18 protein-coding genes are annotated in these 24,048 nt (G+C 54.1%); 2 read left to right on the plus strand and 16 right to left on the minus strand.

From position 1 onward, the window contains the following. Window positions 1-161: 161 nt before the first annotated feature. The 8 genes from ACFQI7_RS07780 to ACFQI7_RS07815 all read right to left on the minus strand — a co-directional run bounded on the left by ACFQI7_RS07780 (window position 162) and on the right by ACFQI7_RS07815 (window position 11,729). Window positions 162-1,712: an endonuclease/exonuclease/phosphatase family protein gene (locus ACFQI7_RS07780; protein ID WP_230414874.1), complete on the minus strand. Its 1,551-nt coding sequence runs from the start codon at window positions 1,710-1,712 to the stop codon at window positions 162-164. A gap of 49 nt (window positions 1,713-1,761) precedes the next feature. Continuing rightward, a complete protein-coding gene (locus ACFQI7_RS07785; RefSeq protein WP_218098693.1) occupies window positions 1,762-3,075 on the minus strand; it encodes an ABC transporter substrate-binding protein in 1,314 nt (437 codons plus the stop codon). Window positions 3,076-3,146: 71 nt separating this feature from the next. Continuing rightward, a complete protein-coding gene (locus ACFQI7_RS07790) occupies window positions 3,147-4,007 on the minus strand; it encodes a glycerophosphodiester phosphodiesterase family protein (protein ID WP_218098694.1) in 861 nt (286 codons plus the stop codon). A gap of 227 nt (window positions 4,008-4,234) precedes the next feature. Next, window positions 4,235-5,095, minus strand: a complete 861-nt coding sequence (locus ACFQI7_RS07795) for a helix-turn-helix domain-containing protein (RefSeq protein WP_218098723.1) — start codon at window positions 5,093-5,095, stop codon at window positions 4,235-4,237. Between the two features lie 219 nt (window positions 5,096-5,314). Then, a complete protein-coding gene (locus ACFQI7_RS07800; protein ID WP_218098724.1) occupies window positions 5,315-7,780 on the minus strand; it encodes a tol-pal system YbgF family protein in 2,466 nt (821 codons plus the stop codon). A gap of 60 nt (window positions 7,781-7,840) precedes the next feature. Further along, window positions 7,841-9,163: an MFS transporter gene (locus tag ACFQI7_RS07805; protein ID WP_218098725.1), complete on the minus strand. Its 1,323-nt coding sequence runs from the start codon at window positions 9,161-9,163 to the stop codon at window positions 7,841-7,843. After that, window positions 9,150-10,784, minus strand: coding sequence for a PEP-utilizing enzyme (locus ACFQI7_RS07810; RefSeq protein WP_218098726.1), 1,635 nt, complete (start codon window positions 10,782-10,784; stop codon window positions 9,150-9,152). Before ACFQI7_RS07810 ends, ACFQI7_RS07805 begins: the two co-directional genes overlap by 14 nt. A 45-nt stretch (window positions 10,785-10,829) precedes the next feature. After that, window positions 10,830-11,729 (minus strand): PEP/pyruvate-binding domain-containing protein, encoded by a 900-nt coding sequence (locus ACFQI7_RS07815; RefSeq protein ID WP_218098727.1) that lies wholly within the window; start codon window positions 11,727-11,729, stop codon window positions 10,830-10,832. A 164-nt stretch (window positions 11,730-11,893) separates the two neighbouring features. Here ACFQI7_RS07815 and ACFQI7_RS07820 point away from each other — a divergent pair, with 164 nt between their 5' ends. Beyond that, window positions 11,894-12,277, plus strand: a complete 384-nt coding sequence (locus ACFQI7_RS07820; protein WP_329958227.1) for a DUF2243 domain-containing protein — start codon at window positions 11,894-11,896, stop codon at window positions 12,275-12,277. Between the two features lie 196 nt (window positions 12,278-12,473). Here the strand turns inward: ACFQI7_RS07820 and ACFQI7_RS07825 are convergent, their stop codons facing one another. Both ACFQI7_RS07825 and ACFQI7_RS07830 read right to left on the minus strand, forming a co-directional pair. Then, on the minus strand, window positions 12,474-13,784 hold the full coding sequence (locus tag ACFQI7_RS07825) for an ABC transporter substrate-binding protein (RefSeq protein ID WP_218098729.1): 1,311 nt from the start codon (window positions 13,782-13,784) through the stop codon (window positions 12,474-12,476). Window positions 13,785-13,854: 70 nt separating this feature from the next. Further along, the gene (locus ACFQI7_RS07830; protein WP_218098730.1) at window positions 13,855-15,678 is read right to left on the minus strand and encodes an FAD-dependent oxidoreductase; all 1,824 of its coding nucleotides are present in this window, start codon (window positions 15,676-15,678) and stop codon (window positions 13,855-13,857) included. Between the two features lie 135 nt (window positions 15,679-15,813). Here ACFQI7_RS07830 and ACFQI7_RS07835 point away from each other — a divergent pair, with 135 nt between their 5' ends. Beyond that, window positions 15,814-16,644 carry a helix-turn-helix domain-containing protein gene (locus tag ACFQI7_RS07835; protein WP_218098731.1) on the plus strand — a complete coding sequence of 277 codons (831 nt, stop codon included), beginning with the start codon at window positions 15,814-15,816 and terminating at the stop codon, window positions 16,642-16,644. 560 nt (window positions 16,645-17,204) lie between these two features. Here the strand turns inward: ACFQI7_RS07835 and ACFQI7_RS07840 are convergent. The 6 genes from ACFQI7_RS07840 to ACFQI7_RS07865 form a co-directional block, all read right to left on the minus strand. Beyond that, a complete protein-coding gene (locus ACFQI7_RS07840; RefSeq protein WP_218098732.1) occupies window positions 17,205-18,356 on the minus strand; it encodes an N-acetylglucosamine-6-phosphate deacetylase in 1,152 nt (383 codons plus the stop codon). A gap of 7 nt (window positions 18,357-18,363) precedes the next feature. Next, the gene (locus ACFQI7_RS07845) at window positions 18,364-19,365 is read right to left on the minus strand and encodes a Gfo/Idh/MocA family protein (protein WP_218098733.1); all 1,002 of its coding nucleotides are present in this window, start codon (window positions 19,363-19,365) and stop codon (window positions 18,364-18,366) included. Between the two features lie 51 nt (window positions 19,366-19,416). Beyond that, complete coding sequence (locus tag ACFQI7_RS07850; RefSeq protein WP_218098734.1) at window positions 19,417-20,733, minus strand: ABC transporter substrate-binding protein; 1,317 nt, start codon at window positions 20,731-20,733, stop codon at window positions 19,417-19,419. Window positions 20,734-20,806: 73 nt separating this feature from the next. Beyond that, window positions 20,807-22,321: a pectate lyase gene (gene pelA, locus ACFQI7_RS07855; RefSeq protein WP_218098735.1), complete on the minus strand. Its 1,515-nt coding sequence runs from the start codon at window positions 22,319-22,321 to the stop codon at window positions 20,807-20,809. Window positions 22,322-22,409: 88 nt separating this feature from the next. Further along, window positions 22,410-23,228, minus strand: a complete 819-nt coding sequence (locus ACFQI7_RS07860) for a rhamnogalacturonan acetylesterase (RefSeq protein WP_230414890.1) — start codon at window positions 23,226-23,228, stop codon at window positions 22,410-22,412. Between the two features lie 71 nt (window positions 23,229-23,299). Beyond that, entirely contained in the window at window positions 23,300-24,046 is a 747-nt protein-coding gene (locus tag ACFQI7_RS07865; RefSeq protein WP_218098736.1) for a 6-phosphogluconolactonase, read from the minus strand. Window positions 24,047-24,048: the final 2 nt, after the last annotated feature.

The following is a 24,048-nucleotide window of genomic DNA, read 5'->3' on the forward strand; positions in this document are numbered from 1 at the left end:
GTCACCGTTGGTGACGACCAGGACGGCCGCTACGCTCTTCCACCCCACACCCATTCCCTCTCTGATCTACCTTCTGCTTACTTCTACGTTCTGGCTACTCAGTCTCGATCCTCCGTTTTCCCGCAAGTGCAGGTCGTGCTTGACAGCAATCCGCAGTTCGGCTACGGCTGCTTTACCACCCCGACCTGGTCAGAAGCAACAATTCCGGGTGTCGGCTTTTGATTGCCGGACTGCTTGCGCATCACGCTGATGAACGGCTCCGGTTTGACATACGTGACCGATTCGTTCGCTTTCACATCCAGCGCTCCCTGGTTATATTCCACGCCGACCAAATGGTAGCCGTCCGGGCTTGCAATGCTGAGGGAGCGGCCGTCCGTCGCCGTGCCGTTCAACCCTTGATTGGTGCCCGGGGTAAACACGGCGAGCATTTGCTCGGGCCGAAGATCGCTTGCCGTAAGTCCGTAATTGCGCAAGAACGCATCCATCCCGAGATTGTAGCAGCAAGGCTGTTTCTTGATCCAGATCACTTTCGTTTCTCTCGGTCCGATCACCGTCGTCCCGCTGAACGCATCTTTGGTGATTGTCCATTTGTTCGACTTCGCTTTATCGAACGAGGCGCCGGAATAATAAATCAACTTGTAGCCGTTCAGATCGATCGATGTCTCGCCCTGGTTATAAACTTCTACGTAATTGAAGTTCCCTTTGTCGTTCGAATTCGGTACGACTTCCGTAATAAGCAGCGCCGGCGCAGCCGGCTGCTTGACGACCGTTTCCGCTGTCGTTTTGCTTGCTTTTTGCAGCACGATATCAACCGCAACGGGGAAATGGTCGCTCGGATACTGGCCTTCTTTGCTGAACGTATTGATTTCGCCCCGGATCACGTTGATTTTGCCGCGGTACAAAATCCAGTCGATGCGATGGGTTGGCCTGCCGCCGGTCGGGTCTTTGTACCCGTGAAGCGTGCCCAGCGTATCGTTCGCACGCTGCTTCGCATCAAGGAACGCATCCGTCAAGTTCCCGGCGCCCGCCCCCGTCAGCTTCTTGTAGACGGTCGAATCCGTCCAACTGTTGAAATCGCCCGTCAAGATCACGGGAATTTCGGGGTCGAACGTTTGGAACGTATCGAGCAGAAGCTGTGCGCTCTTCTCGCGGGAACCCGGGGACTCATGGTCCAAATGCGTGTTGACAAAGTAAAACGTTTTTTGCGTCTGAAGATCCTGGAATCGCACCCAAGTCACCATGCGCGGAATTTTATTGCCCCAGCTTGCCGAAGCGATCACATGCGGCGTATCGGACAGCCAAAAGTGGTTGTGCTCTAGGGGCTTTACACGCTCTTTTTTGTAAAATACCGCCATATGTTCCCCAATATTCCCGCCTTCGCGACCGACCCCGATCTGGCCGTAAGCGGGTAAATTCGTCTCCAGATCGGCTATTTGCTGCAGCAGCCCTTCCTGCGTGCCGATAACATCGGGCTGCTCGTTCAGCAGCAGTTCTTTCATCACCGGACGGCGTTTCTCCCACGGCTGGTCATCCGCTGCCGCATAGCGCAGATTAAACGTCATGACCCGCATAGGGCCGCCTCCCGGATCGGACTGCTCACCTGACGTCTCGCCGTTTGTCACCTTGGCATTTGTTACGGCAAGCACCGTCATAACGATCACAACCAATGCTGCGGCAAGCCATATGACCGGCCTTCGAACGAACTTTTCCATACTTGCCGCCTCCTTACGCCTCGCACCTCGACTCACGAACGACAGGCGATTATTTGCGGTTCTGCTCGATGTATTTATTCACCTTTTCATCGTACTGGCGAATCGCCGTATTGACGTCCGTATTGTTTTTCACGATATTGCCCATGAGCGCCGTAATTTCGGAGAATACATATCCCGCGAATTCCGTCGGCGGATATGCTTTGGCCGGCTTTGTTTTGAACGCCGCCTGAATGTTTTTCCCCTTCATGAAATCGAGGTTTTTACCGAATTCATCCTGGAACTTCTTGTCTTTGAGCACGGAGCCTTTGCCCATATGCGCCATATCGAGCTGCACTTCGTCCGAGAGGACGGTCGTCATTACCTGGAAAGCGGCGTCCTTGTTTTTGCTGTTCGGGGACAGCAGCATGACGTGCATATCCGCCTGTGTGCCGATGCCCGGCTTTTCCGGGAATACCGGGTACGAAGCCATATCCCAGTTCGTCCATTTATCCTTGATCTCTTCAAGGCGTCCGAGATTGTTCAGGCCGGCCAGCATGGCGATATTTTGATCTTTAATGAAGCTGTTGACGCCGGAGGCGAATGCTTGCACCTTGTTGTTGCCTGGGATGCTGTAGATGTCTTTCCACATTTGCAGCACTTTTTTCCATTGATCCGTATCGGCAATCGACTTGTACGTTTTCGGATCGATGAGCGGAAGCGACAGCTGGGAACCGGGACGGAATACCGAATCCGGCTCCAGCCCGCGATATTGGATGCCGCCTTCGCTGCGCGTCAGCTTTTTGGCGATGTCGATCGTTTCCGTCCATGTCATCCCGTCCTTCGGATAAGGCACGCCGAACTTGTCGAAAATGTCTTTGTTGTAATACAGCGCATTGAACTGAACGACGTATGGGAAACCAACAAGGAAATCCGTCTGATTGTTCGTCTTCACAATGTCGAGCAAATCCGTATTCAACCTAGTCAAATCGTAATTATGCTTCTTGACGATTTCTGTAAGATCCTGCTGCATGCCAAGCAGCTTCGTGCTTTGCAATGTCAAGGAATCGATGAAGTTCACATCCGGCAAGCCGCCGGTGGCGATCAGGTTTTGGAACGAATTCGTTTTATCGTCGATTCTGACGACTTCAATGGTGATATGCGGATATTTCTTTTGCACAGGATCGGTGAAATAGCGCTTGATTTCCGTATCGGTCAAATAGCTTGCACGTATGCCCAGTGTGATCGTTACGGGATCTTGCTTCACTTGGGGGGCGGCTGCAGGCTGCTTGTCCGTACTCCCACTCCCGCTTCCCCCTCCGCATCCGGCCAGCATAGCTGCGGCCAGCGCGAAGATCGATATGACGCTTACGCTTTTATTCAACATGGTGCTTCCCCCTTATTTCGTATACTAGCCAGTTAAAAAAGAATTGGGCCGTTTCCGGACAGCCCACATGATTACGCTTTCATGTCCACATGGGCATGAGCGTATTTGCGGAGCATATCCGCCGAAAAGTCGGTTTGCAGCATCGTAGCCCCCCGTTCGATGCACCAGTCCCAACAAGTCGGGTCGTCTGTCAAGCCGCCGGCGAATTGTTTGAACATCATATTAATCCACATTCTTGCTCCGGTTTGCTTGATTTTGGCAATCGTCGCATCGGAAATCGCCTGATCGTCCATCGTAGCGAATACAAGCTCATACGCATCCGGTTTGACGGTGGTCATGATGTCGTCCAGTCCGCCGATGTTTTTATCCAGTACGATATGCATGTAGACGGGTCTGGGCGATTTGGATGCCAGCCATCGGGCCACTTCTTCGTGACCGGCCGTGCCTTTGAATATCGTCTGCGCCGTTGTCCCGGTCTCCTCTATGATCGCCCAGACGTCGTCCTTGAACTTCCAGCATTTATCGACGTTGACCATAATGCGATCTTTGGCGATCTCCATCGCTTCCCGCAGCGTAGGCACCGTTTCATCCGTAAGCGGTGTGTCCGCCCCGCCGGACCCGTTCTTGAGACGAAGTGATTTGATCTCATTTAGCGTCAACTCGGCGATTTTGCCTTGTCCGTTCGTCATTCGATCGACTGTCGGATCATGCATCAGAACCAGTTCGCCGTCCTTTGTCCGGTGCAAATCGATTTCGACAATGTGAGCTCCGGCGTCAATCGCCGCACGGATCGCCGAGATGGAATTTTCCGGAGCCGCTATCCATACGCCCCGGTGAGCTGCGACCAGCACATGCTTGGTGGAACGGGCGAATAAAGCAAACGTTTGATCTATTCCTTGCGGATGTATGTCGTTGTTGCCAGTTGTAGACACGGTGAACCTCCGAATAAGTTTCATATTGATCTATGTCGCGACGTCTTCATTATAAATTCAGCCCGCTCAAAAAGAGATACCCGATTCCTTGAACTTTGTACCTGATTTTAGGGTGTTATCCGTATGCAACATATTTCCTTCATATTTCCCACCCTCCCCCCCCCCCAGCAAAAAAGACCCGCGGACGAATGTCCCGGATCTAAAAAATGATTATATCCCCGCGCTGCTCATTTTCCCCATTCCATCATCTTTTTGCGAAACTCCTTCGGGGAGCAGTCGTTGAACTTGCGGAAAATGCGGTAAAAATGCCCCCTGTTTTCCATCCCGATCCGCACGCCCGCTTCTTCAACGCTGACGTCCTCCGTCAGCAAAATGCGTTCCGCCATCTTAATCCGGTGATAGTTCACATAGTCGATGAACGACATGCCGATCACTTTTTTAAAATAGGTCACAAAATGAGAATAGCTGATGTTCGCCATTTGACTCGCTTGTTTGATCGTGATTTTCGCATTCGTATTTTTTTCGATGTAATCGAGCACGGGCTTCAGTCGCGCCATGTCCAGCTGATTTTTGATCGATAAAATTTTACGGGAGTCGTACCGGAGCATCGTGAGCAGCAGCTGCCGAATATGCAAGCTGACCGCCATTTCATAACCGTAGCTCTTGTCCTGCATTTCCTTGAAAATGTCGAGGATGCTTGCAATGACGGCTTGTTTGGCCTCCACGCTTTCCCTGAACAAATAATTGAGTTCGTTCAAAGAAACGCTGCTGTCCATGAACAGCTTGAAATAAGGCATCGTCGTCGGATCGTAATACTGGTTGCAGTCGAACTGAAACACAATATACTCCACCCCATGGGAATGATCCCTGTGAAGCTGATTGGAGCCGATCAGAATGACATCGCCGTCGCGGAGCAAGTACTGCTGCTTTTCCACGTATACGTCCAGACCACCCCGCAGAATGTACAGCATTTCCACCTGCTTATGGCAGTGCCAGTCATTCCACACATCATCGATTTTGCGATGATAAAATATTTTGAGCGGCACGAGCGGATTTTCATAAGCGACCTTCTCATGGTAAATTCTCAAGCGGCTTTCCTCCCCCACGAGCCAGAAAGCTTGCACTTTCGTATTTGCTCAATTATACCATGAGAATCATTGCCGACAACCGACATCGGCAGCTGATGCAACCGCCCAATCCAAATGTTTTCATTGTATAAAGATTTCCGCTCCGCAGTTATCCGCGAAGGAAAAAAGCGCCTCCAGCCGCATCACTGCGGTTAGAAGCGATTAGTTTTAAGCGGGTATTTAATTGCCGTACATTTGCCACTGCCACTCCCCGTCCGGCACAAACTTGCTCTTTACACGCGCCAGCATGGCGGAGGGCAATCCAAGTGCGGCACCCTTGGAGCTCTGATTCGATGAGACGATCATTCGGAAGCCTCGGTTGCCGATGTACAAGTAATCGAGCGCTTTTCCTTCATCGGCCGTCACAAGCACGTACACCCAATCGCCGTCCGTCATCGTTCCGCGAACCAAGCTGCGATCTTGTTGTTCTTCCACCCAGCTTCGGACCGAAGAGGGTAGCCGTTTGTCATCAAGACGCAGTTGTTCATAGCGGACCATGTAGCCCGGATCGTAAGCTGCGTGAGAAGATTCGTCCTGTGCCGCCGCCTTAGCCACCAACTGCTCCAGTTGCTTGCCGGCTTCCTCCGCTCGATCTCCTTGAGGGTAGCGCGCCACGATCTGCTCAAGCCAGCGCTTGTCTTTCGTGTGGGAATAGATCAACATCAGTGCATCATCAGCCAGCTCGGAGTCGGGAAACGTCTCCGCAAGCAGCTTCGCATATTCCGTCACCTTCTCATTTAACTTGGCACCGGATGTATGATACGACACTTCTTCTCCATAATGTGCCAGCTTGCTGTAGCTCAGCGCAATGGAAAACAACATTTTGGCCGCCGTCTGCGCGTTCGCCTGTTGCACGTCGATCTTTTGAAATTGTTCGATCGCCTGAATCAAATGGTTGAACCGCCCGATATAACGGTCCAGCGGCTCGTTATAATCCATGCTTTTAATTCCGCCGAGCCAGAAGAAGCTTTGCCGCTCCCCCCGCCACAGATGGTTGTAGTAAAGCAGAGGCTCCCGATAGATCGCCGCCGCCAGAGCATACTGCCCGTCTGCCTTCACGGTTCCGGTCGCTTGCTCCGCTTCTTCCGTCAGCTTCGCCATTCGCTCCGCCAGCTGCAACTGCTCGCCGACCTTCTCCCAGAACGGATACCGGCTTGCCGCTAGCGGGATTTCCTGCTCGTCCCCTCGGGCCAAAGCACGGGCCCCCGTAAACAAGTCCTTCCCTTGATACGTATCGATAAAAGATTGCAGCGATCGAGCCGCTTCCCGGTAACGCTTTTCCCTTATGTATTCGACCGCCATGGAATAGTCCAGCCAAGGCTTCATCCATGCCGGCAGACGGTCGGCGCGAACCGCTTCAAGCCGAGCCGAAGACATCTCGACATCCAGCACGAACAGCAGCATGCCGCTGGCGTCGTAGCCCAGATCCCGATCCCCGAGCTGCGCAGCCCGGATCAGCCAGAGCATCGCGTTCTCGCTGTCTCCGGCCTTTTGATAGCAGCGCGCGAGCCGGTATGCGGCATCATCGGCGCCAGGGTGCTTCGGATAGCGCTCCAAGAAATCAAGCCACAAGCCGATCGCTTCTTCCGGCGCATAGTAATCTTTTCCGTCCGAGTTATACCACCCGTCCTCCTCGAAATAAAAGTACGGTTTGCCGCGAATCGATTCGTAAAGTCGCGCTCCCGCGGCGAGCTCCCCGGACGGGTACATTTCCGTCAGCGCCTTCTCTACCCGCCCATTCAAGGTAACGGCAAAACCGCCTTCGGTCCCGCTTCGATACAATCGCTCCGCCGCCTCCCGGTCGCCGCTCGAATAAAACAGCGCTTGATCGATCGTTTGCTCGATCGCCGGCTCTCCCGTAGCCGCAGCGAGCTGACGGAGCCATTGTGTCGTCTCCTCGCCCGGCGTCGGCCCGCCGACAAGTCTGCTGATGATCCGCAGCTTTTGGGCAGACGTAAGATCGTGCTCATGCTTCTCAACCAATCGGATGAGGCTCGTACCGTCCTCATGATACAACACAAAATTGAGGATCCCTTCCTGCTGCGGCTTTTGCCTGTAGGCTGCGAGCCATTCATCGATACGATCCGCAACCAGCCAATTTTTGCTGCGCATCACCCCAAGCAGCGCCTGCGTTCCATTGGCATCGGCCGACTCCAGTCTGCGTAGCACGAGTGCCTGTTCTTCGTCGCTCAGTATTTCGGCGACAAGCCGGACGTAAGGCTCGCTTTCATACGTCTCCAGCGGGAACGAGGCGGTCCAGTCGAGCAGAGCCGGCAGCAACCGCTTATCGTTCCACAGCTGCGCCGTTGCGGCCCAAAACCGCCAATCGGGAGACAGCACGGCCTCTTGCTGCGACCCGCTGTCTTTCGCTGCTGCGGGGCGCAGCGTCAACCGCTGCAAAGCAGTCGGCAACAGCAGCTCGCGCGCCTCGGTGAGCCGGGCCGACAGCTCGGGAGGGATGACATGTTTGCGCTCATACGCCTCCTTGGCCTCGCTCACCGTACGAACCAGTTCCTCCGGCCAAACGGGTTCCTTGACCAGCTCCATCGCATGAGCGGAGTGTCTTGCGTCGCTCAGCGGAATGCTGGCAGCCGTCAAGGCAGCCGTTACCGTCAACGCAATCAATCGGGACAAACGCTTCATCATCTTCACCTTTCCGTACGATAGGGTACACTGGTTTTTGACGAGAAGCGCAGGAAAAAAGTTCTAAGTCCGCGCGGAAAGTTTGCGTGCTTCCCTAAATCCCCGGGACAACGGCACACCGATCACGGCAAACACGAGCAAACAGTAAAACAATCGGTGATAATCGGCCATAAGGCTGACCATGACGGAAGCAGCCATCCCGCCTATATACCGGAAGGTCGAAAAAATGCCGGAAGCCACGCCGGACATGTCTTTGGATACGGATTGCAGCGATGCCGCCTGCATGGATGGAGTGCCGATTCCTGCGCCGACGCCTCCTACCAGCAAGACGGCCGCAATGAAAATAAACGACGGATACCAATAGATCCCTAAAAATCCGAGCAAAGCTGCGCCTTGTACGATAAACGATGCCCCGATCAGCCGCCGCTTTCCGATGCGCTCGCTCAAAGAGCCGCCAAACCAGGAGAACGCCGACATCGCCAGCGAAAAAATAAACAGCATCGTCCCGACCGCCTGGACGGAATAATGAAATTCCTTCTGCAGCAGCACCGGCATCACAAGAATGGTGCTGTACATTATCGCATTGCTGAGCAGTATGGACACATTCGCGCTGGCAAACATCGGCTGCCGGAACAGATCGAACCGGATCAGCGGTTCCGCGCAGCGCAGCTCCCGGCGAATAAACAAAATAACCGTAACTGCAAGCAACGCCACCGTCCATACATTGATGAATTGCGGATGGGTAACGGACAAGGTTAGCACCGTAAGCCCGATCGTGAGGTACACGGAGCCGAGAATGTCGAGAGACAATCCGTTTTGAACTCCCTTGCTCTTGGGCAAATAAACCCAGGAGGCCACGAGACTGAACAGCGCGAACGGAAGGTTCACCCAGAAAATCGACGTCCACCCCCACAGCCCGATCAGCAGCGAACCTGCCAAAGGGCCGATCGCCGCGCCAAGCCCCATCAGCAAGCCGAACGTTCCGAATGCCCGGCCGAGCCGCTCCTTGGGGACGACATCGCGAATCAAAGCGCTCGCGTTCGGCGCCGCAATCGCCCCGCCTATAGCCTGAATCGCCCGAAACACAATAAGCCACAACAAATTGAACGAGAAAATGCAGGCTGCCGCCGCAGCTAGAAACAGCCCCATCCCTAACAAAAACATCGTCCGTTTACCGAATAGGTCGCCCATCTTCCCGGCAATCGGCTGAACGGCCGCCATGACGATCAAGTAAATCGTAATGACCCAGGAAGCTTGGGAGAGCGGGATGGCAAGCGCATCGCTGATCGTAGGCAATCCGACGGCAATCATGGTGGAATTGACCGGAACCAGGAACGTTCCGGTCAAGATGGATAGCATGACGAGCCGCTGGCTAGACTTGCCCAAAATGCACCACTCCTTTGGAGCCGTCCACCGTAACCCGATCTCCGTCTTTCAGCACGGAGGTTGCGACTTTGGAACCGACTACCGCCGGCAGCTTGTATTCTCTGGCTACCGTACCCGCATGGGATAAAATGCCCCCGGTATCGGTAACGATCGCCCCGACGATCGAAAACAACGCCGTCCATGGCGGTGTAGTCGTCTTGCATACCAATATGTCTCCATGTTCCACTTTGCCGAAATCTTCCGGCCCCAGAACGACCTTCACCGTACCCGTATAGACGCCTTGCGACGCCGCATAGCCTGTAAACGTCTGCTCCTGCTCGCGAATTTCCGGCGGCTTTCCACCGAAAACGCGCTCCAAGGCCGGATCGAGCGACTGCTGCTTCGGCGGTTCCCCGTAAAAGGGTGCGGCTTTTTTGCGCTTGTTGGCTTCGTGCTCGATTTTCCGCTGCTCCACTTTGCCGTGCTGCGCCGACGGTGCGGATAAAACGTCAAGCAGCTCATCCAAATAGAAATGGAAAATGTCCTGACGGTCCGCGAGCACCCCATTTTCGACAAGCAGCTCGCCGGTGCGAAGCAGAAACGGCCTCGACTTGGCAGGCAGCATGGCATCGATATAGAAGTGGTGATCTTCATCGAGTCCCCACGAATCGAGCGCCCATTGATACATCGTGGCGAAATTCCGCTTCAATTCCCCTTCGGGAAGCTTGGCGAACAACTCCGCAGCCCGTGCTTCCCTTTCTTTTACGATTCGGGCGAATTGTTCGTCGAAATCGTAGTCCTTCCGGATATACGAAGCAATAATGCGCAGCGCATGCTCCGGGTTTTCCACCCAAGTCTCGTCGGCGAACTCATGCGAATTGGCCGAGCGGTGGCCGTATTCCTCCAATACGAGCCGTAAATGCCGAAGCAGTTCTCTTCCCGGTTCAGTTGCTTCGAGACGCTTTATATATCCCGACTCGGCCGGCTGCACCGTTAATGCCGCTCTTGTCTGCGGGTCGCGTTTGGCCAGATCGGCCAGCTTCCACAGCTCCCTGTCCGTCTCCAGCGACTTGTTCATCACTCCCGAAAGAAGATCGTAGACGACCGTCGTTTCCGTTTCGCCCGTGAGCTGGCCATACATTTGCTCCAGAGCCATGAAGCCTCCTCGCGGCATGACGATTTCGAAGTGGAGCTGCCAGGCCCTGCGGTAAAAATCGAATAGTTCCATGACGCGTTCCCTGGCTTCTTCCAGCGTAGACGTCGAATTCCGGTATTCATCCAGCTTCCGGTAAAACGGCAAAAATTCATTTTCAACAAAGCCGAACAAACGATCTTTCTGGACCGGAAGCAAAGAACTTATCGCTTCCTGATGTTCCTTCAACCGCTGCTCCGGATTGCCGGGAAACGGTACGTTTTGCTGGTAGATGCGGCCGTCCGCCAGCTTAAACCGGAACTGTGTGAGCGGAAGCTTCAAATTGTCAAAGGCGCGTTGCGTCCCTTCCGAAACAGCCGGCGCCATAAAGGAGGCGAATAAAGGGGTAAGCGCGTGCGACAGGTGAACGTCATCCTGAATCCAGAAGCCTTGCTTCCGGTCTTCCTCGCTTAACAGAAGTTCGTTTTGAAACGTTTGCGTAATTTCCATAAGAACCCTCCCGAATATTGACGTTCATATAGGAACAGCCATCCGCTACGCTGTAACCGGACGCACCTGCAGGATGTAGACGCGCCCGTCCTTTACGGCGAACTCGATATCTACCGGATTTTCGTAAAGCGCCTCGATTGTTTTCGTCTGATCCGCAAGCAGCCGCACCTGGTCGTCCGTGAGGCAGAAGCGGTTTTGTTCTTCCTGTGTCGTTTCGGCTTCCACCGTCCCTTTCGCCGCAGCGACAATTTTCATTTCTTTGCAGCCTAACTCCTTATGTATGCTCCCGGACTGTTTTTCGATAAAATACGCATCCGGGGTGACAAGTCCTGATACGACCGCTTCACCTAGACCGTAGCTGGCGTTAATGATCATTTCGCCTTTATTTTGCGTGACCGGATTCATGCTGAACACCACGCCGGATACATCGGCCTGAACCATTCGCTGAACAAGCACGCCCATCGGCAAATCGTTTACGTTCCAGTCGATATGACTCTGGAGCGCATAGCCTTGTACCCGAGCCGAGAAAAGCGAAGCCCAGCAGCGCTTCAAGCTTTCCAGCAAATGGGGCAAATCCGTCACATTTAAAATCGTTTCATACTGCCCCGCAAACGAAGCGTTCTCCAGATCTTCGGCCGACGAGGACGAACGAACCGCGACCGCGCTCCTGCCCTCCTGCTCGTTCAAATGTTCGAAAGCGGCGGCAACCTCGCTCTGTACATCATCCGGAATGGCCGCGTCAAGGAGCCGGGCCTCGAACTCATTGTCCGCTGCGCCCGGCTGGATGCCGTTGTAAGAAAGAAACCGCTCCAGCGCCTCGGATGTGATGACAAAACCGCCCGGGATCGCGATGTTGCGCCCGGTCAATCTGGCAAGCTGCAGTGCTTTGGAGCCGATTCGCACCACCGGTTCTTGGCCGGCCTTATTCAATGCTACGGTGAACAACCTAATGCCTCCTTTTCCTTTATTTACAAAATCTTAACATACCTTATCCATATATAGCGCCGATTTGACCAATTATTAATGTTTTGTAAATAAACTTTTGGTCAACGAATAAGCATAGCGGCATCGCAACATAGCATGGAGCAAAAACAAAAAAAGCTGCGCATATAAGACTTGGATGGGGACAGTGGCACAGCACAAATATGCATACGGATCGTCAGCATCAAATCGTTAGCGACGGAATTTTCCACCTCACGGTGACCGCCATTACTTTTGTGGCAAGCATTGTGCTTTGGAATAGCGATCCAACGGAAACCGGGAATAGAAACAAACTGTTTGCGAGTGGGTTACTTTCAGGCGCCGGCCTCTTTAATTTTCTAGAAGGGGTAATCAATCATCATATCCTTCAGCTTCATCATGAAAGACCAGGCCAAAATCAATTCTTTTTTGACCTTGCTTACGATATAACCGGGATCCTTATGATCCTGATAGGTTTAGCATTATTAAAATCGTTTCCCGGCAAAACAAAGCAAAAAGTGCCGGCACGCTAGCGGAAGGACTCAGCGAATAAAGGCGATGCCTGGATCGTCCCAACGGCTCCATATGCCATAATGTTTTGCAGATACGCTTCCGGTCAACGATTAACCCCAAATATGACAATAACCCAAAGCCCGTCTTACTAGCGGACTTTGGGTTATTTGAGATAACGGAAACGAAGCGCCCAGGTTCAACCTGCAGCCGATAGGCTCATTTGCCGCCTTTTTCCGCGCTGACCATTTTGTCGATTTCTTCGTCGGCCTGTCTCAACGCCGTGTTGACATCGAGCTTGCCGCCGACGACTTCTTTAAATTTCGTCGCGCCGATGCTTTCGGCTTTCGATCTGTACTGCGAAGCGATCGGATAAGCGACGGGGACGCTTTTGAATATGCTGGGCAAATGTTTGTCTTTTAGCAGCGGATTGTCGCTGCCAAGCGCCTGCTTGACCTGAGTGCTTTTGAGAGGAGATAATCTGGCGATCTTCGATAACGCCAACTGTACTTCTTCCGAAGTAATGAGGTCGATGACCTTCACCGCATCCTCATGATGCTTGCTCGTCTTCGTTGCGGTCATGACATATACGCTGGCGTTGCCGTACGTATTCGGTCTTTCCTTATAGCTTGGATACTGCGCGATATCCCAGTCCAATCCGTCCTTCTGAGCCGTAGTGAGCTGTGTCAAGATGTTCAGATCCAGCAGAACCGCCAGCGTTTTGGTTTTCATAAATTGATCTTTCGGCGTTCCCGATATCGCCTCGTTCCCCGGAATGCTGTAAATGGCCTTTCCGAGCTCAAATACCCGCTTCCACTGGTCCGTATTCATGGTCGCTTTATCGGTCTTCGGATCGACGGCGGCGACTCCGAGCGGCTGCGACATCCAGACCTGGTTGTTCCCCGGATCCAGACCGCGGTATTGCGTTCCTCCATCCGTACGCGTGACGTTCCGGGCCAGTTCGATGAGCTCCTCCCACGTCATGCCGTCCTTCGGGTAGGGAACGCCAAACTTGTCAAAGATGCCTTTGTTATAATACATCGCGTGATAGTTGACATTGATCGGAAGGCCGTAAAGCTCTCCTGTTGGCGAAGCGTTCTTCACATCCGTCATGTAATTGTTCTCGAAACGGCCGAGATCCACGTTGGCCTGTTTGAACAGTGGCGTCATATCGAACAGCAGGTCTCTGTCCTTAAATCCGGCCAAAGCGCCATTAAACGTTACGAAAAGGTCCGGGACGGTGCCGGCGGCCAGCAGCGCGTCCAGCGTCGTGCTTCCGCTCTCGGGATTGAAATGGAGCGTAATGTGCGGATATTTCTTTGCCAAAAATTGTTGCACGACCTTTTGAAATTCTTCATCCATCGTAGCGCCTATTCCACTGCTGGCCACTTCAAGCGTTACCGGGCTGGCGTTGTTCTGAGATCCCGGTTGATCACCATTGGGCTGGCCGCCTGTTGAGGTTGTGCTGCAGCCGGATGCAATAACACTGCTCAAGAACATGAACGACATCATCGCAATGATTTTTCGCATAAATCGCTTCCCCCATTGATAACGTTTTCAAAATCCTGTACCAAAGCCGGACGGCTTTGGATTTTCTATTTTATTCACAACGAATTTCTATGATTCTCGCATGATCCAGACCGTTCGTCGCGATGACCTCCAGACGCAATCGGGATACATCCGTAAGCGTTACTTCGAACTCCAGCTGACGCCTGTAGTTATTCCGTATATGGGCCACTTCGGTGACCGTCCCTCCCGTGTCCGCGAGCAGCTTGAATTCCTTGAGCGTCTCCGGCTGAGGCCCCCACACCACTTTCTCGTACACGGAATCCTGATGCGATAGCATCAACTGGCGGTGAAGCCCGGTATCCAGCACTAACGTTATTTTGCGGATAGCTACCGGACGATCCCAGCGCAGCTCCAGCCACGGCTTCTCATCCGCCGGTGCGGACATCCAGCGGTGAAGGCCGGGCTCCGTTAGCTCAGGCCGAACGCCGCGCGGTCCATGCACGGTGCGGGTATGGCGGTCGACGATTTGCGACGCCTCGCCGCCCTCCTGCTCGGAAGAGGCGGTAATTTGCGCTTCGGCAGCCAGGTTGCGGTCGGCGAGCAGCCGTCCGGGCAAGTAGGCGCCCTGCCTGAGCAGCTGTTGCTGCGCCAGCTGCACCATCTCTCGGTCGCGCCATGCCTCTTGCAGCGGCTTCCCGCCAGTCACTGCGGTTGCGGCGAACGTGCCGAGCCCTTCGCCGATGACGGCGCAGGTCGCCATTACCCGCGTGCTGGAGAAAGCGATGTGCGTAGCCGACATGTTCCTGCCCGCAAACATCAGGTTGGCGATATTCGCGCTAATTAACGAGCGCAGTGGAACGCCGTACATGTAAGGCGTATATGGCTGGTTGCACGGATGCGTATCTTTCGCATCGATGCCGCCGGGCGGATGCGTATCCATCGACCAGCCGCCGTAGGCGATCACGTCGTCAAAATCGACCGCCTTCTCCAGGTCGTTCTGTGTCAGCACATGATGCCCGATAAACCGGCGCGATTCCCGCTTGCCCGGCAAAAAGCCGAACCAATCCAGCGCCCAGTTTTCCGACTCCGGGTGGTGTCCGCTGTTTTTGATATGATCCCAGACGCCCATCAATATCGACAGCAGCTCGTCACGGATCGCTTCGTTATCCTTGATCGTATCCAGCATACCGCCGAATTCAATCCACCAATAGCCGTATTCCCAGGACCGGTGTCCGCGAAACTTCAGGTCCTCTTCGCTAAACTTGCGAGCCCACGGCGGAGCGGTAAAAGGCATCGGTTTGCCCATATTTTTGGCCGTGAACAGCAAGGAAGATCCCAGCCGGTACGCATCCCGAATCGCCTCGGCCGCAGACTCGCCGTATTCCTCGGCCGCTTCCCTTCCTGTCGTATACCGCGCGCCGGCCTCAAAGCCAAGCCTGCCGTCGCCCGTGCAATCGGCAAAAATATCCGCCTCGATTTCGAAATGATCTTCCGTGCTTTCCCGATTGGCATACACCCCTGCGATCCGGTCGCCGTCCATGTTCACCCCGACGACGGTCGTATTGAGCATGAGCGTCAGATTCGGCTCGGCCCGGCATTTCTCATATAAAATAAGGTCCAGCATGCTGGCGCTTCGCTGCGGATTGCGGACCGCGCATTCCAAGGCAATTTCTTCGATAATCCCGCTCTCCCTCGCTTCGGTCTGCAGCTCCTTGCCTCTCGGCGAGGCTCCGCAAATATGCATGCGGATTTCCGAAGACGCGTTCCCTCCCAATACGGGACGGTCTTGACATAAAATAACGGCCGCTCCGTTTCTGGCTGCAGCCAGCGCAGCCGCCACGCCGGTCATCCCGCCTCCTGCGATGAATACTTGCGTTTGAAGCTTGGTTCTGCTGCATATTATCTCGTTACTCACTCCAGCTCCTCCTTCATGATCATCTTTATTTTTATCCTATCGGAACTGTCCCTCTGTTGAAATGCCATTTTTTAAGCTACACTATATACAAAATTAAACAGAGTCTTCACGATCTGTGCGAAAGGACGAACGAAAATGAAAGCGTATGCATCAAGCGACTTCTTTCCTCGTCTGCATTCCTCTTATTATTGGAAGCGCAAAGAAAAATTCAAATTCTACGAAGACACTTACACCGAATGGATCGTCATTGCGGTAGAAGACGGATCATTCTATTATGAGCTCGACGGGAAGTCGGGAACGGCAACGCTAGGCGATCTGTTCATCTGTCCGCCGCATTTGACGTTTCGCCGTGTCGTCGTAACGCCGCTCACGTTTTTCTTCCTTCGGCTCAGTTGGGAATGGATTTTGCCCAGCGAACCCACTGCCGATGAACTGCGAGAGCTGCCAAACGGCATAATAAGCATCCGGGACACGGCTCGCCTTACCGCCGACTACGCGGTTATGAAGCAGGCAGAGGCGCTGGATCATGACCGGAAAATACGGATTCAAAATCATTACTTGCGCGATATTTGGTTGAAATATAGCTGCGAATCCGGCGAAGAATCGTGGATGGCCGACCTGGAACAGACTGCCGGCCGCAATGCCGACCCGCTCATGGAAAAAGCAGCTCTTCTTATCCAAAAATATGCCTTCCAAAAGCTGGACCTGAAACAAATCGCCAGCGAGCTCAACCTGAGTCCTGTACGGTTGACGCAAAAATTTAAAGGCGATTTCGGCGTCACGCCGATCCATTACCTTACGTCGCTCCGGTTAAAGAAGGCTACGACGCTTCTGACCGAGACGAATTTGACGTTGGAGCAAATTGCCGAAAGCATCGGCTACCAGAACGGGTTTTACTTAAACCGCGTGTTCAAAAACCAAATGAAGATGACGCCAGCCAAATTCAGGGAAATGAACCGGGTTTAACCGTTCGCCCATAATGTCCGGCTAAGAAAAAAAACGGCGGAAGATTACCGCGTGCTAACCCACGCATCGACGACGATTTTCTCCATGAATCCTTAGTTATCTGCTGTGCTCTGCTCTGTATTTCTCCGCTCGTGTTTATTAACTACAGTGATATGCTCGCGGCTCAGTAGCGGAAAATGAACGAATAGTGGTCCGAGGCAAAATGAACTAATAGTGGGTCTGAGGCAATTGTTTTCCGATGAAATGATAGTTTATAGGCCAATAATAGGCCAAACCGAACTATTCAGAGCAATCCCCCTCCGAATTATTTGGTTTGGCCTGTTACAATCAATTTCTTTATATTTTCGAATGAAAATAATAGCTCTGCCCCAATAAATAATTGGTATTCCCAAACTGCATAGCAGCGGGCCTAGACCTGTAAGAGAAACTTCTGAATCGAAGCTTTTTACTTAACCGAACGCTTCTTGCAAAGTACAAAAAAAGCGCTCCGGTTCATCATGAACGAGAGCGCTTTACGGATGGCCCTAACCTGGCCGCCATTATTTATATATACGTTCATTTCAAAGCAATGCTTCGCCATTCTTGTACGTCTGTACGAGTTGGACACGATCCCCGTCGCGGCGGAAAAGCACCAGATCGGCCGGAGCGCCTTCGGCCAGTCCTCCGGCTTGCGGCAAGCCCATGAAGGAGGCGGGGCGAATCGACGCCATGTCCCAAGCGTCGGGCAAGCTGCACAGGCCGCCGGCGACAAGCCGTTCAATCCCCCACAGCAGCATTTGCGCGGAACCGGCAAGAATGGCCGGCTGTTCTGCCAAGTACAGCTTGCCCTCCGGAGACTTGACGACCTTGCCGCCGATATTGGTCTCATAGGATCCCGGCGGCATGCCGCTTAGCGATACGGCGTCGCTGACGAGCATCGCTTTGTCGCCCTTGGCCCGCAGTGCCACCTGGATAAAGGCAGGCGGCAGATGAAACCCGTCCGCGATCAGGCAGGCGGACAAGGCGTCTGCGGCCAGCTGATCCCAGATGTAATTCGGGTGCCTCGGCAGCACGGGATGCGCGCCATTGCCGAGATGAGTGGACATGCGGGCGCCGGCGCGCACGGCTTCACGAATTTGCTCCGCCGATGCTTTCGTATGGCCGATCGATACCGCCACGCCGCTTGCGGCGCATTTCTCGATAAACCCGGGCGCTTCCGGCCATTCCGGAGATACGGTGATAATTTTGATGCGGCCTTCGGCCGCTTCCTGCCAGCGCCGGAATAGCTCCCACTCCGGCGGGCGTACGAACGTTTGGTCATGCGCGCCGCGAGGTCCGTCCTCCGGCGAAATGAACGGCCCCTCGACGTGGATGCCGGCAATGCAGCGGTCCGCTTCGGCATGCCGCCTGCAAGCCCTTGCAATCGTGGCCACGGCCTCCCGGATCGCTTCGGGCGCATTGGTAATAACCGTCGGGTAATACGATGTTACGCCCTCCGACCAAAGGTCCCTTGTGACGTCGCGAACCATCGCTTCGTCAAACGGCAGCGTGTTGAAGTCGCGGCCGCGGAATCCGTTAATTTGCAAATCGGTCAAGCCCGGCGCAAGCCAGGCCAGCTCCGCTTCGCGGCGCTCGGATACGCGAATTTGCGCAACGCCCCCGTCTTCGATTTTCACGGCAATCGGTTCACCCGTACGGTAATGTCGTCCCTCGATCCAATCATACCGGCTCATGATACGATCACGCTCCCCCATAGGAAATAGCCACTTCCGATTTCAGCTCGTGCGAGCGATATATTCCCTCCAGTACCGCAATGATGTCTCTGGAATAAGCCATCGAGCAATCCGGCTCGCGCTCCTGTTCGATGCTTGCCAGCAGCTCGCGGTATTGCAAAACAAAGGGAGCCGCTTCGCGCGGAACGGGGATTTGCTCGTACCGGCCGTTGCGGCTGATCCAGACGCCTTGGCCCGGAACGATCTTCATCATCGCTTCCGTGAAAACAAGCTCAAGTTCGTTCCTCTGCACGCCGCCGTAACCGGATTGTGCTAAGGTGGAAGGGACGCCCGACTCATTCTCAAGGAACACGACTCCGCTGCCTTCCACATCGCCTACCGATCCGTAGTGGCTCATCAATGCCCGAACCTTAGCGATCTTCGCGCTGCCGAGCCACATGATCCGATCGACGGAATGCGATCCCAGATTAAACAGGATGCCGCCTCCCGAGCGCTGCTTGTCAAGAAACCAGGCGGGCCGTTCCGCTGTGTAGTAAGCGGTATGGCGCGTATCATTCATCATGACGAGCTTTCCCAAGCGGTACGCTTCGTCTGCGATGATTTTTTTTGCCAGCATGTTCTCCGCAATGAAATGCTGCGTATGGCCGACCATGAGCCGAACGTTACTACGCCGCACGGCTGCCATCATCTCGTCGCACTGCTCCACAGTCAGCGCCATCGGCTTCTCCAGCAGCACATGACAGCCTGCTTCGGCGCAAAATACCGCCGCTTCCTTATGCAAATGATGCGGCAGCGTAATGACGGCGATATCCGGCTTCTCCCGCAGCACCATTTCGCGATAATCCGCATATGCGTTCATGCCGGCCGTCGCTCCCGCCAGCCCTTCCGCGCGGTCGGTCCGGATATCTGCAACCGCGGCAAGCCTCAGCCGTTCCGGCAGCTCCTTCATCGCCTTCACATGGCCTGCCGCATTATGGCCCGCACCTGCGACCACTACCTTGAAAGTCATACGGCTCCTCGCTTTCTTCTGCTCTGCGTTTCCCGGTTCATTCCGGCCGGGCTACTTCAGTTTTAACTCCATGATGCTCTTGTTCGCTTCGTCTTCGGCCGTGCGCAGCGCCGTATTGATGTCGATCTCCTGCTTCGCCAACGGGACAAGCTTGTTCGTCAAAATTTTCTCGATGCTGACGTCATAGATCGTTTTGGGAGAAATCGGCGCAAACTTGTTGTGGAAGACGGCGTTGAAATTTTTGTCTTTGAACTGCGTATCCTGACCGAGCAGCTTCTTGATCGATTCATTGTTCAGCACCGGCATCGTTCCTTTGCGGGCCATTTCCGTCTGGTATTCGTCCGAGCCCAGAAATTTGATGACCTCCATGGCGGCTTCCTTATTTTTGCTCATTGCCGTCACGCTGAAATAGGTCGGATACGCTTGCGAGCCGATGCCGGGCATTTCGCTGAACGTAGGCAGCGAAACCATATCCCAATTCAGTGGGGCGATTTCATCCGGTACGGTAAAGGGCATTGAAGACAAAAATACGAACATGGCCATGTATTGTTCCTTCAGCAAGGCTTCCCGGTACGGCAGCTTGTTTTTCAGCTCGATGATTTTCGCTTTGTATCCTTCATCCGCCGCCGGCTCGATGATCGTCTTCTGCAGCAGTTTTTTCCACGGGTCCCGATTGACGGTCGGTGTATCTTTACCCGGTTCGACATAAGGCAAGGAGAATTGATTCATTCGGAACAAATGGGTAGGCGATACGGTCAAGCCAAGATACTGCTTGCCGTCTTCCGTGCGCGTCAGTTTGCCCGCCAAAGCGAGCGTTTCGTCCCAGGTCATGCCGTCCTTCGGATACGGTACACCGAATTTATCGAATATCGCTTTATTGTAAAAGAGTACCAGATTGCTATTGTATACGGGCAAGCCGTACATTTTCCCGCCGGAAATTTGCTTCATCGCATCGATCAGCGTAGGTTCATACCGGTTGACATCGACGCCGCTTTTTTTCATCAGATCGGTCATGTCGTATTCCATCTGATATTTCAACAAGCCGTCCGAGAAATTGCCGATCGAGTCGAAGTAGATATCGATGACTTGCCCTGCGGTGATCAATTCGGGCAGCGTCGTGCCTTGCTGGCTGCGAATATATTTAATCGTATAGTGAGGGAACTTTTTGCGGATCGGATTTCCGATTCGTTCGTTGAAGCCTTCCTCCGAGTCGCCTGCCATCATAAAGAAAGTGAGCTCGGCCGGTTTGGATAAATCGACGCTCTCCTTCGGCTTCTCCGCTACCTTGTCCCCGCCGCCCGATTGACATGCCGTAACAAATGACAAGAGTGCTGCACCGGTAAGGACGACCAAACGTTTTGTTTTCAATGCGGTTGCCTCCCCTTATATTTATCATTGCTCAATTTCATCGCAGACTCGACATCAGATGTTGGGTTTCAGACTATGGTTGCGCAAAGACTCCGGCAATCTTGACCAGTTGCCCGGACGACAGCGGTTCGTTCGATTCGGAAAGCGACTGGCTGCCGACGATTCTTACGTATGCCCGGTTTTCGTAATATCCGGTCGTTCCGGCCGTCTGCAGCAGCGCCGCTGGCCACGTTCCGCCCCAGCTGTAGCCGTTTCTCCGTTCGTCCTCAATGTCCGGCAGATTGTGCTTGATCACACCGTCTCGCCCGGAAAACACGGGAAGGTTCGTCCCGATCTCGTAAAACCGGTACCAGGTCGAGCTGTTCGCATCCGCAACGAAATTCGAGCCCGTCGGCGTCTTCGTATCGTACTTCTTACCTTTCACGCGCGCCTCCTCCAGCCAGGTCAACGCCCCTTGCACCGCTTTCGCCACGTTCTCGGGCGGATTCGGCAGCGACATTAGGTAGGTGACGACCGCCGCGGTTTCCGCGCTGTAGATGGAAGGATGCTCGTAAGGCCGGCCTTGCCGAGGCTCATACGTTACCGGATCGTGCTGCCCGCACCAGCCGGTGAGCTTGCCGTCGGCAACGATTTGCGACTTCACGATAAAATCGAGCCCCCGTTCAAGCGCAGCACCGACTTTGCTTCGCACCGTTCCGTCGACGATATCCGTATCGAACGGATATTTCGCCTCTGCAACGAGGCGCAGCACTTCCATGACCCGCGTCATGGCGTAATCATTAAAAGTAACCTCGTCGGAATAGTTGCCTCTGGCCGGATACACTTGAGGCCAGCCTCCGCTTTCATACTGCATCTTCAGCAAAAAGCCAACCGCCTTTTGCACGGCTTGTTTATATTTGTCGTCTTTCGTTTGGTCGTACATGATCGACAGGAATATCATCTCGTTCGTAGTCGCGCCGTTATCGATCTCGCCGATCTCCACCCCGGATTTCGTCATCAGATCGCTGCGCTTTTCCGTTCCGTTCCACGGACGGGCGTACGCTTCCTGCATGTTTTTGTACCATCCGCCATGTTCCATCTGCCAGGTCAGCAGATTGTCGGCCTGCTTCACGTCAGCCTCCCTGATGCCCGTGTAGTATTTGGCGGTCAGCAGTTTGACCTTTTTCGGGTCGCGGCTTTCCTGCACGACCAGCGACCCGTCTGGATTGAATCGGTCCTTGACCGTGAATACCGCGACGGTCTGATTCCGGTCGTTCGTACGGGTCTGCACGTTCTCCACCGCAAGGAATCGGGTGAGCTTCGGATTCAGCTCGTACCAGGACCCGGTGGCGGCGACGAGCTTCAGATCCTCCGCAACGAACGGATTCAGCTTTTCGCTGAATGTTATTTCGACGATGTTCGCCCCGGCCGTTTCCGCCTTTACGATCACGGGTGAATTTGTCTGCGCTGCGCCGCTTGCCGCCGATTTCGATTCAAGGGAAGACGCTTGTCGACAAGCCGTTAACGAAATTATAGCGCCGCTTATCAACAGCCCGATAAGGAATGCGTTTTTGAGCGCGAACGCGATGCTTGGATTCCGTTGTACCATTCCCGGCTACCTCCCTTTGCCGTCAATCAATGAAATGGATAAACCCGTCGTTGCGCGGAGTGATGCTTCATTGTCGAAGATGACGTTTTTACTCCATTTGCCCCGCGGCGGGAGTTACGTCACGGATCAGCGAGGAAAGGGATAGGCCGGACCCCAGCACGCCTTGTACGACCAACCGGGCCATCTCCGACGCCCCGTATTCGTTGAAATGGGTCAGATCGACGGAACCGTCCGGATAATTCGGGTATTCCCCGGGCTCCAGCATCATGAACAGCTTTTGGGTCGCCTTTTCGCCCAACCGTTCAAACAAACCTTTGGACTTCTCATGCAAGCGAATCACGGGAACATTTTTTTCCGCGCCTAACTGGATCATCGCTGCCGGGTAGTCGCCATGCGTCTGCTTGAGCCTCCCTTTCGCATCAAAGCTGCCGCGCTGCATGGGAGTAACCAACACAGGGATCGCCCCCTTCAAACGTGCGCCGTCGATATACTGGCTAAGATACGATATATAAGTCGTATACGGGTCCGTACCGACGTTAGGGTCCTTCGTCTTCTCGTCGTTATGGCCGAATTGTATGAAAAAAAAGTCGCCCGCCTTCAATTGGTCAAGAATCGGCTGCAATCGCCCTTCGTCGATAAAGCTTTTGGAGCTTCTGCCCGATGCCGCGTAATTATGAACCTGTACGCCGCTTGTAAAAAACGATTGCAGCTTTTGTCCCCAACCGGCAAGCGGAGCTCTGTCGGGAGAATAGCTCGCCACGGTGGAGTCTCCGGCCAAGTAAACGCCGATATTCGATTGATCCGATGCAGATCCGGCGCCCGCCTTGGCGGCAGTACAGCCAATCATGGCGCAAGGGGAGAGCAGCATGACAGCTGCCAGCAGGACCGTCCAGCCCTTCTTCGCCAAATCCATTCCTCCTTCCGCAAATTTGTAAAACAATATAGTAATCGATTTCTTTTGTAAACCGAATGTTTCGATTACACCGTTAAACGGCCTGAATCCACCGCAGACACCGAATCCTTGTCGAGATACAACGTCCATTGCGGATGGGTTTTCAAAATCGTGGAAGGAATTTGGTTCGTCACCTCATTCTCCTGCGTAAGCTTGATCGCGTTCGCTTTCACCTGGTACGGAACGCACGAGATGATAACGGCGCTTTTCAAAATTTGCCGGATGCTCATCGTAATCGCCTGCTTCGGGACTTCCTCGATCGAACGGAACCAGCCTTCGCCCACCTGCTGCCGTTTGCAGGACTCGGCGAGATCGACGACCAGATACGGCTCCTCGGTGTCAAAATCGGCCGGCGGATCGTTAAAAGCGACATGCGCGTTTTCCCCGATGCCGATCAAGGCAAGATCAACCGGCGCTTCGTTCAAGCGGGCGTTCAACTGCTCGATGTTGCGGCGAATATCGCCTTCGCCGTTCACCAATTCGTAGCGGCCGACCGTAGCATGGGCGAGAAACCGTTCCTTCAAATATTTGCGGAAGCTGGCCGGGTGCGTCTCCGGCAAATCGACGTACTCATCGAGATGAAACATCTCCACCTTGCTCCAGTCTACATCCGCTTGAACGAAATGCTTCAAAAAATCGAGCTGCGACGCTCCCGTGGACAGCGTAAGCCGCGCTCTGCCGCGTTCCTTGATCGCGGCGCGCAGCACTTCCGCCGCGTGCGCAGCCGCCGCCTTTCCGAGTTCGTCCGAGGTGTTCAGCACTTTTACTTCCATTG

The sequence above is a fragment of the Paenibacillus allorhizosphaerae genome (assembly GCF_042659105.1).
GTDB lineage: Bacteria > Bacillota > Bacilli > Paenibacillales > NBRC-103111 > Paenibacillus_G > Paenibacillus_G allorhizosphaerae.

Coding starts and splice junctions, on each gene's coding strand:
- ACFQI7_RS07780 (WP_230414874.1), bottom strand. CDS start 1,712: ATGGAAAAGTTCGTTCGAAGGCCGGTCATATGGCTTGCCGCAGCATTG.
- ACFQI7_RS07785 (WP_218098693.1), bottom strand. CDS start 3,075: ATGTTGAATAAAAGCGTAAGCGTCATATCGATCTTCGCGCTGGCCGCA.
- ACFQI7_RS07800 (WP_218098724.1), bottom strand. CDS start 7,780: ATGATGAAGCGTTTGTCCCGATTGATTGCGTTGACGGTAACGGCTGCC.
- ACFQI7_RS07810 (WP_218098726.1), bottom strand. CDS start 10,784: ATGGAAATTACGCAAACGTTTCAAAACGAACTTCTGTTAAGCGAGGAA.
- ACFQI7_RS07825 (WP_218098729.1), bottom strand. CDS start 13,784: ATGCGAAAAATCATTGCGATGATGTCGTTCATGTTCTTGAGCAGTGTT.
- ACFQI7_RS07835 (WP_218098731.1), top strand. CDS start 15,814: ATGAAAGCGTATGCATCAAGCGACTTCTTTCCTCGTCTGCATTCCTCT.
- ACFQI7_RS07840 (WP_218098732.1), bottom strand. CDS start 18,356: ATGAGCCGGTATGATTGGATCGAGGGACGACATTACCGTACGGGTGAA.
- ACFQI7_RS07845 (WP_218098733.1), bottom strand. CDS start 19,365: ATGACTTTCAAGGTAGTGGTCGCAGGTGCGGGCCATAATGCGGCAGGC.
- pelA (WP_218098735.1), bottom strand. CDS start 22,321: ATGGTACAACGGAATCCAAGCATCGCGTTCGCGCTCAAAAACGCATTC.
- ACFQI7_RS07865 (WP_218098736.1), bottom strand. CDS start 24,046: ATGGAAGTAAAAGTGCTGAACACCTCGGACGAACTCGGAAAGGCGGCG.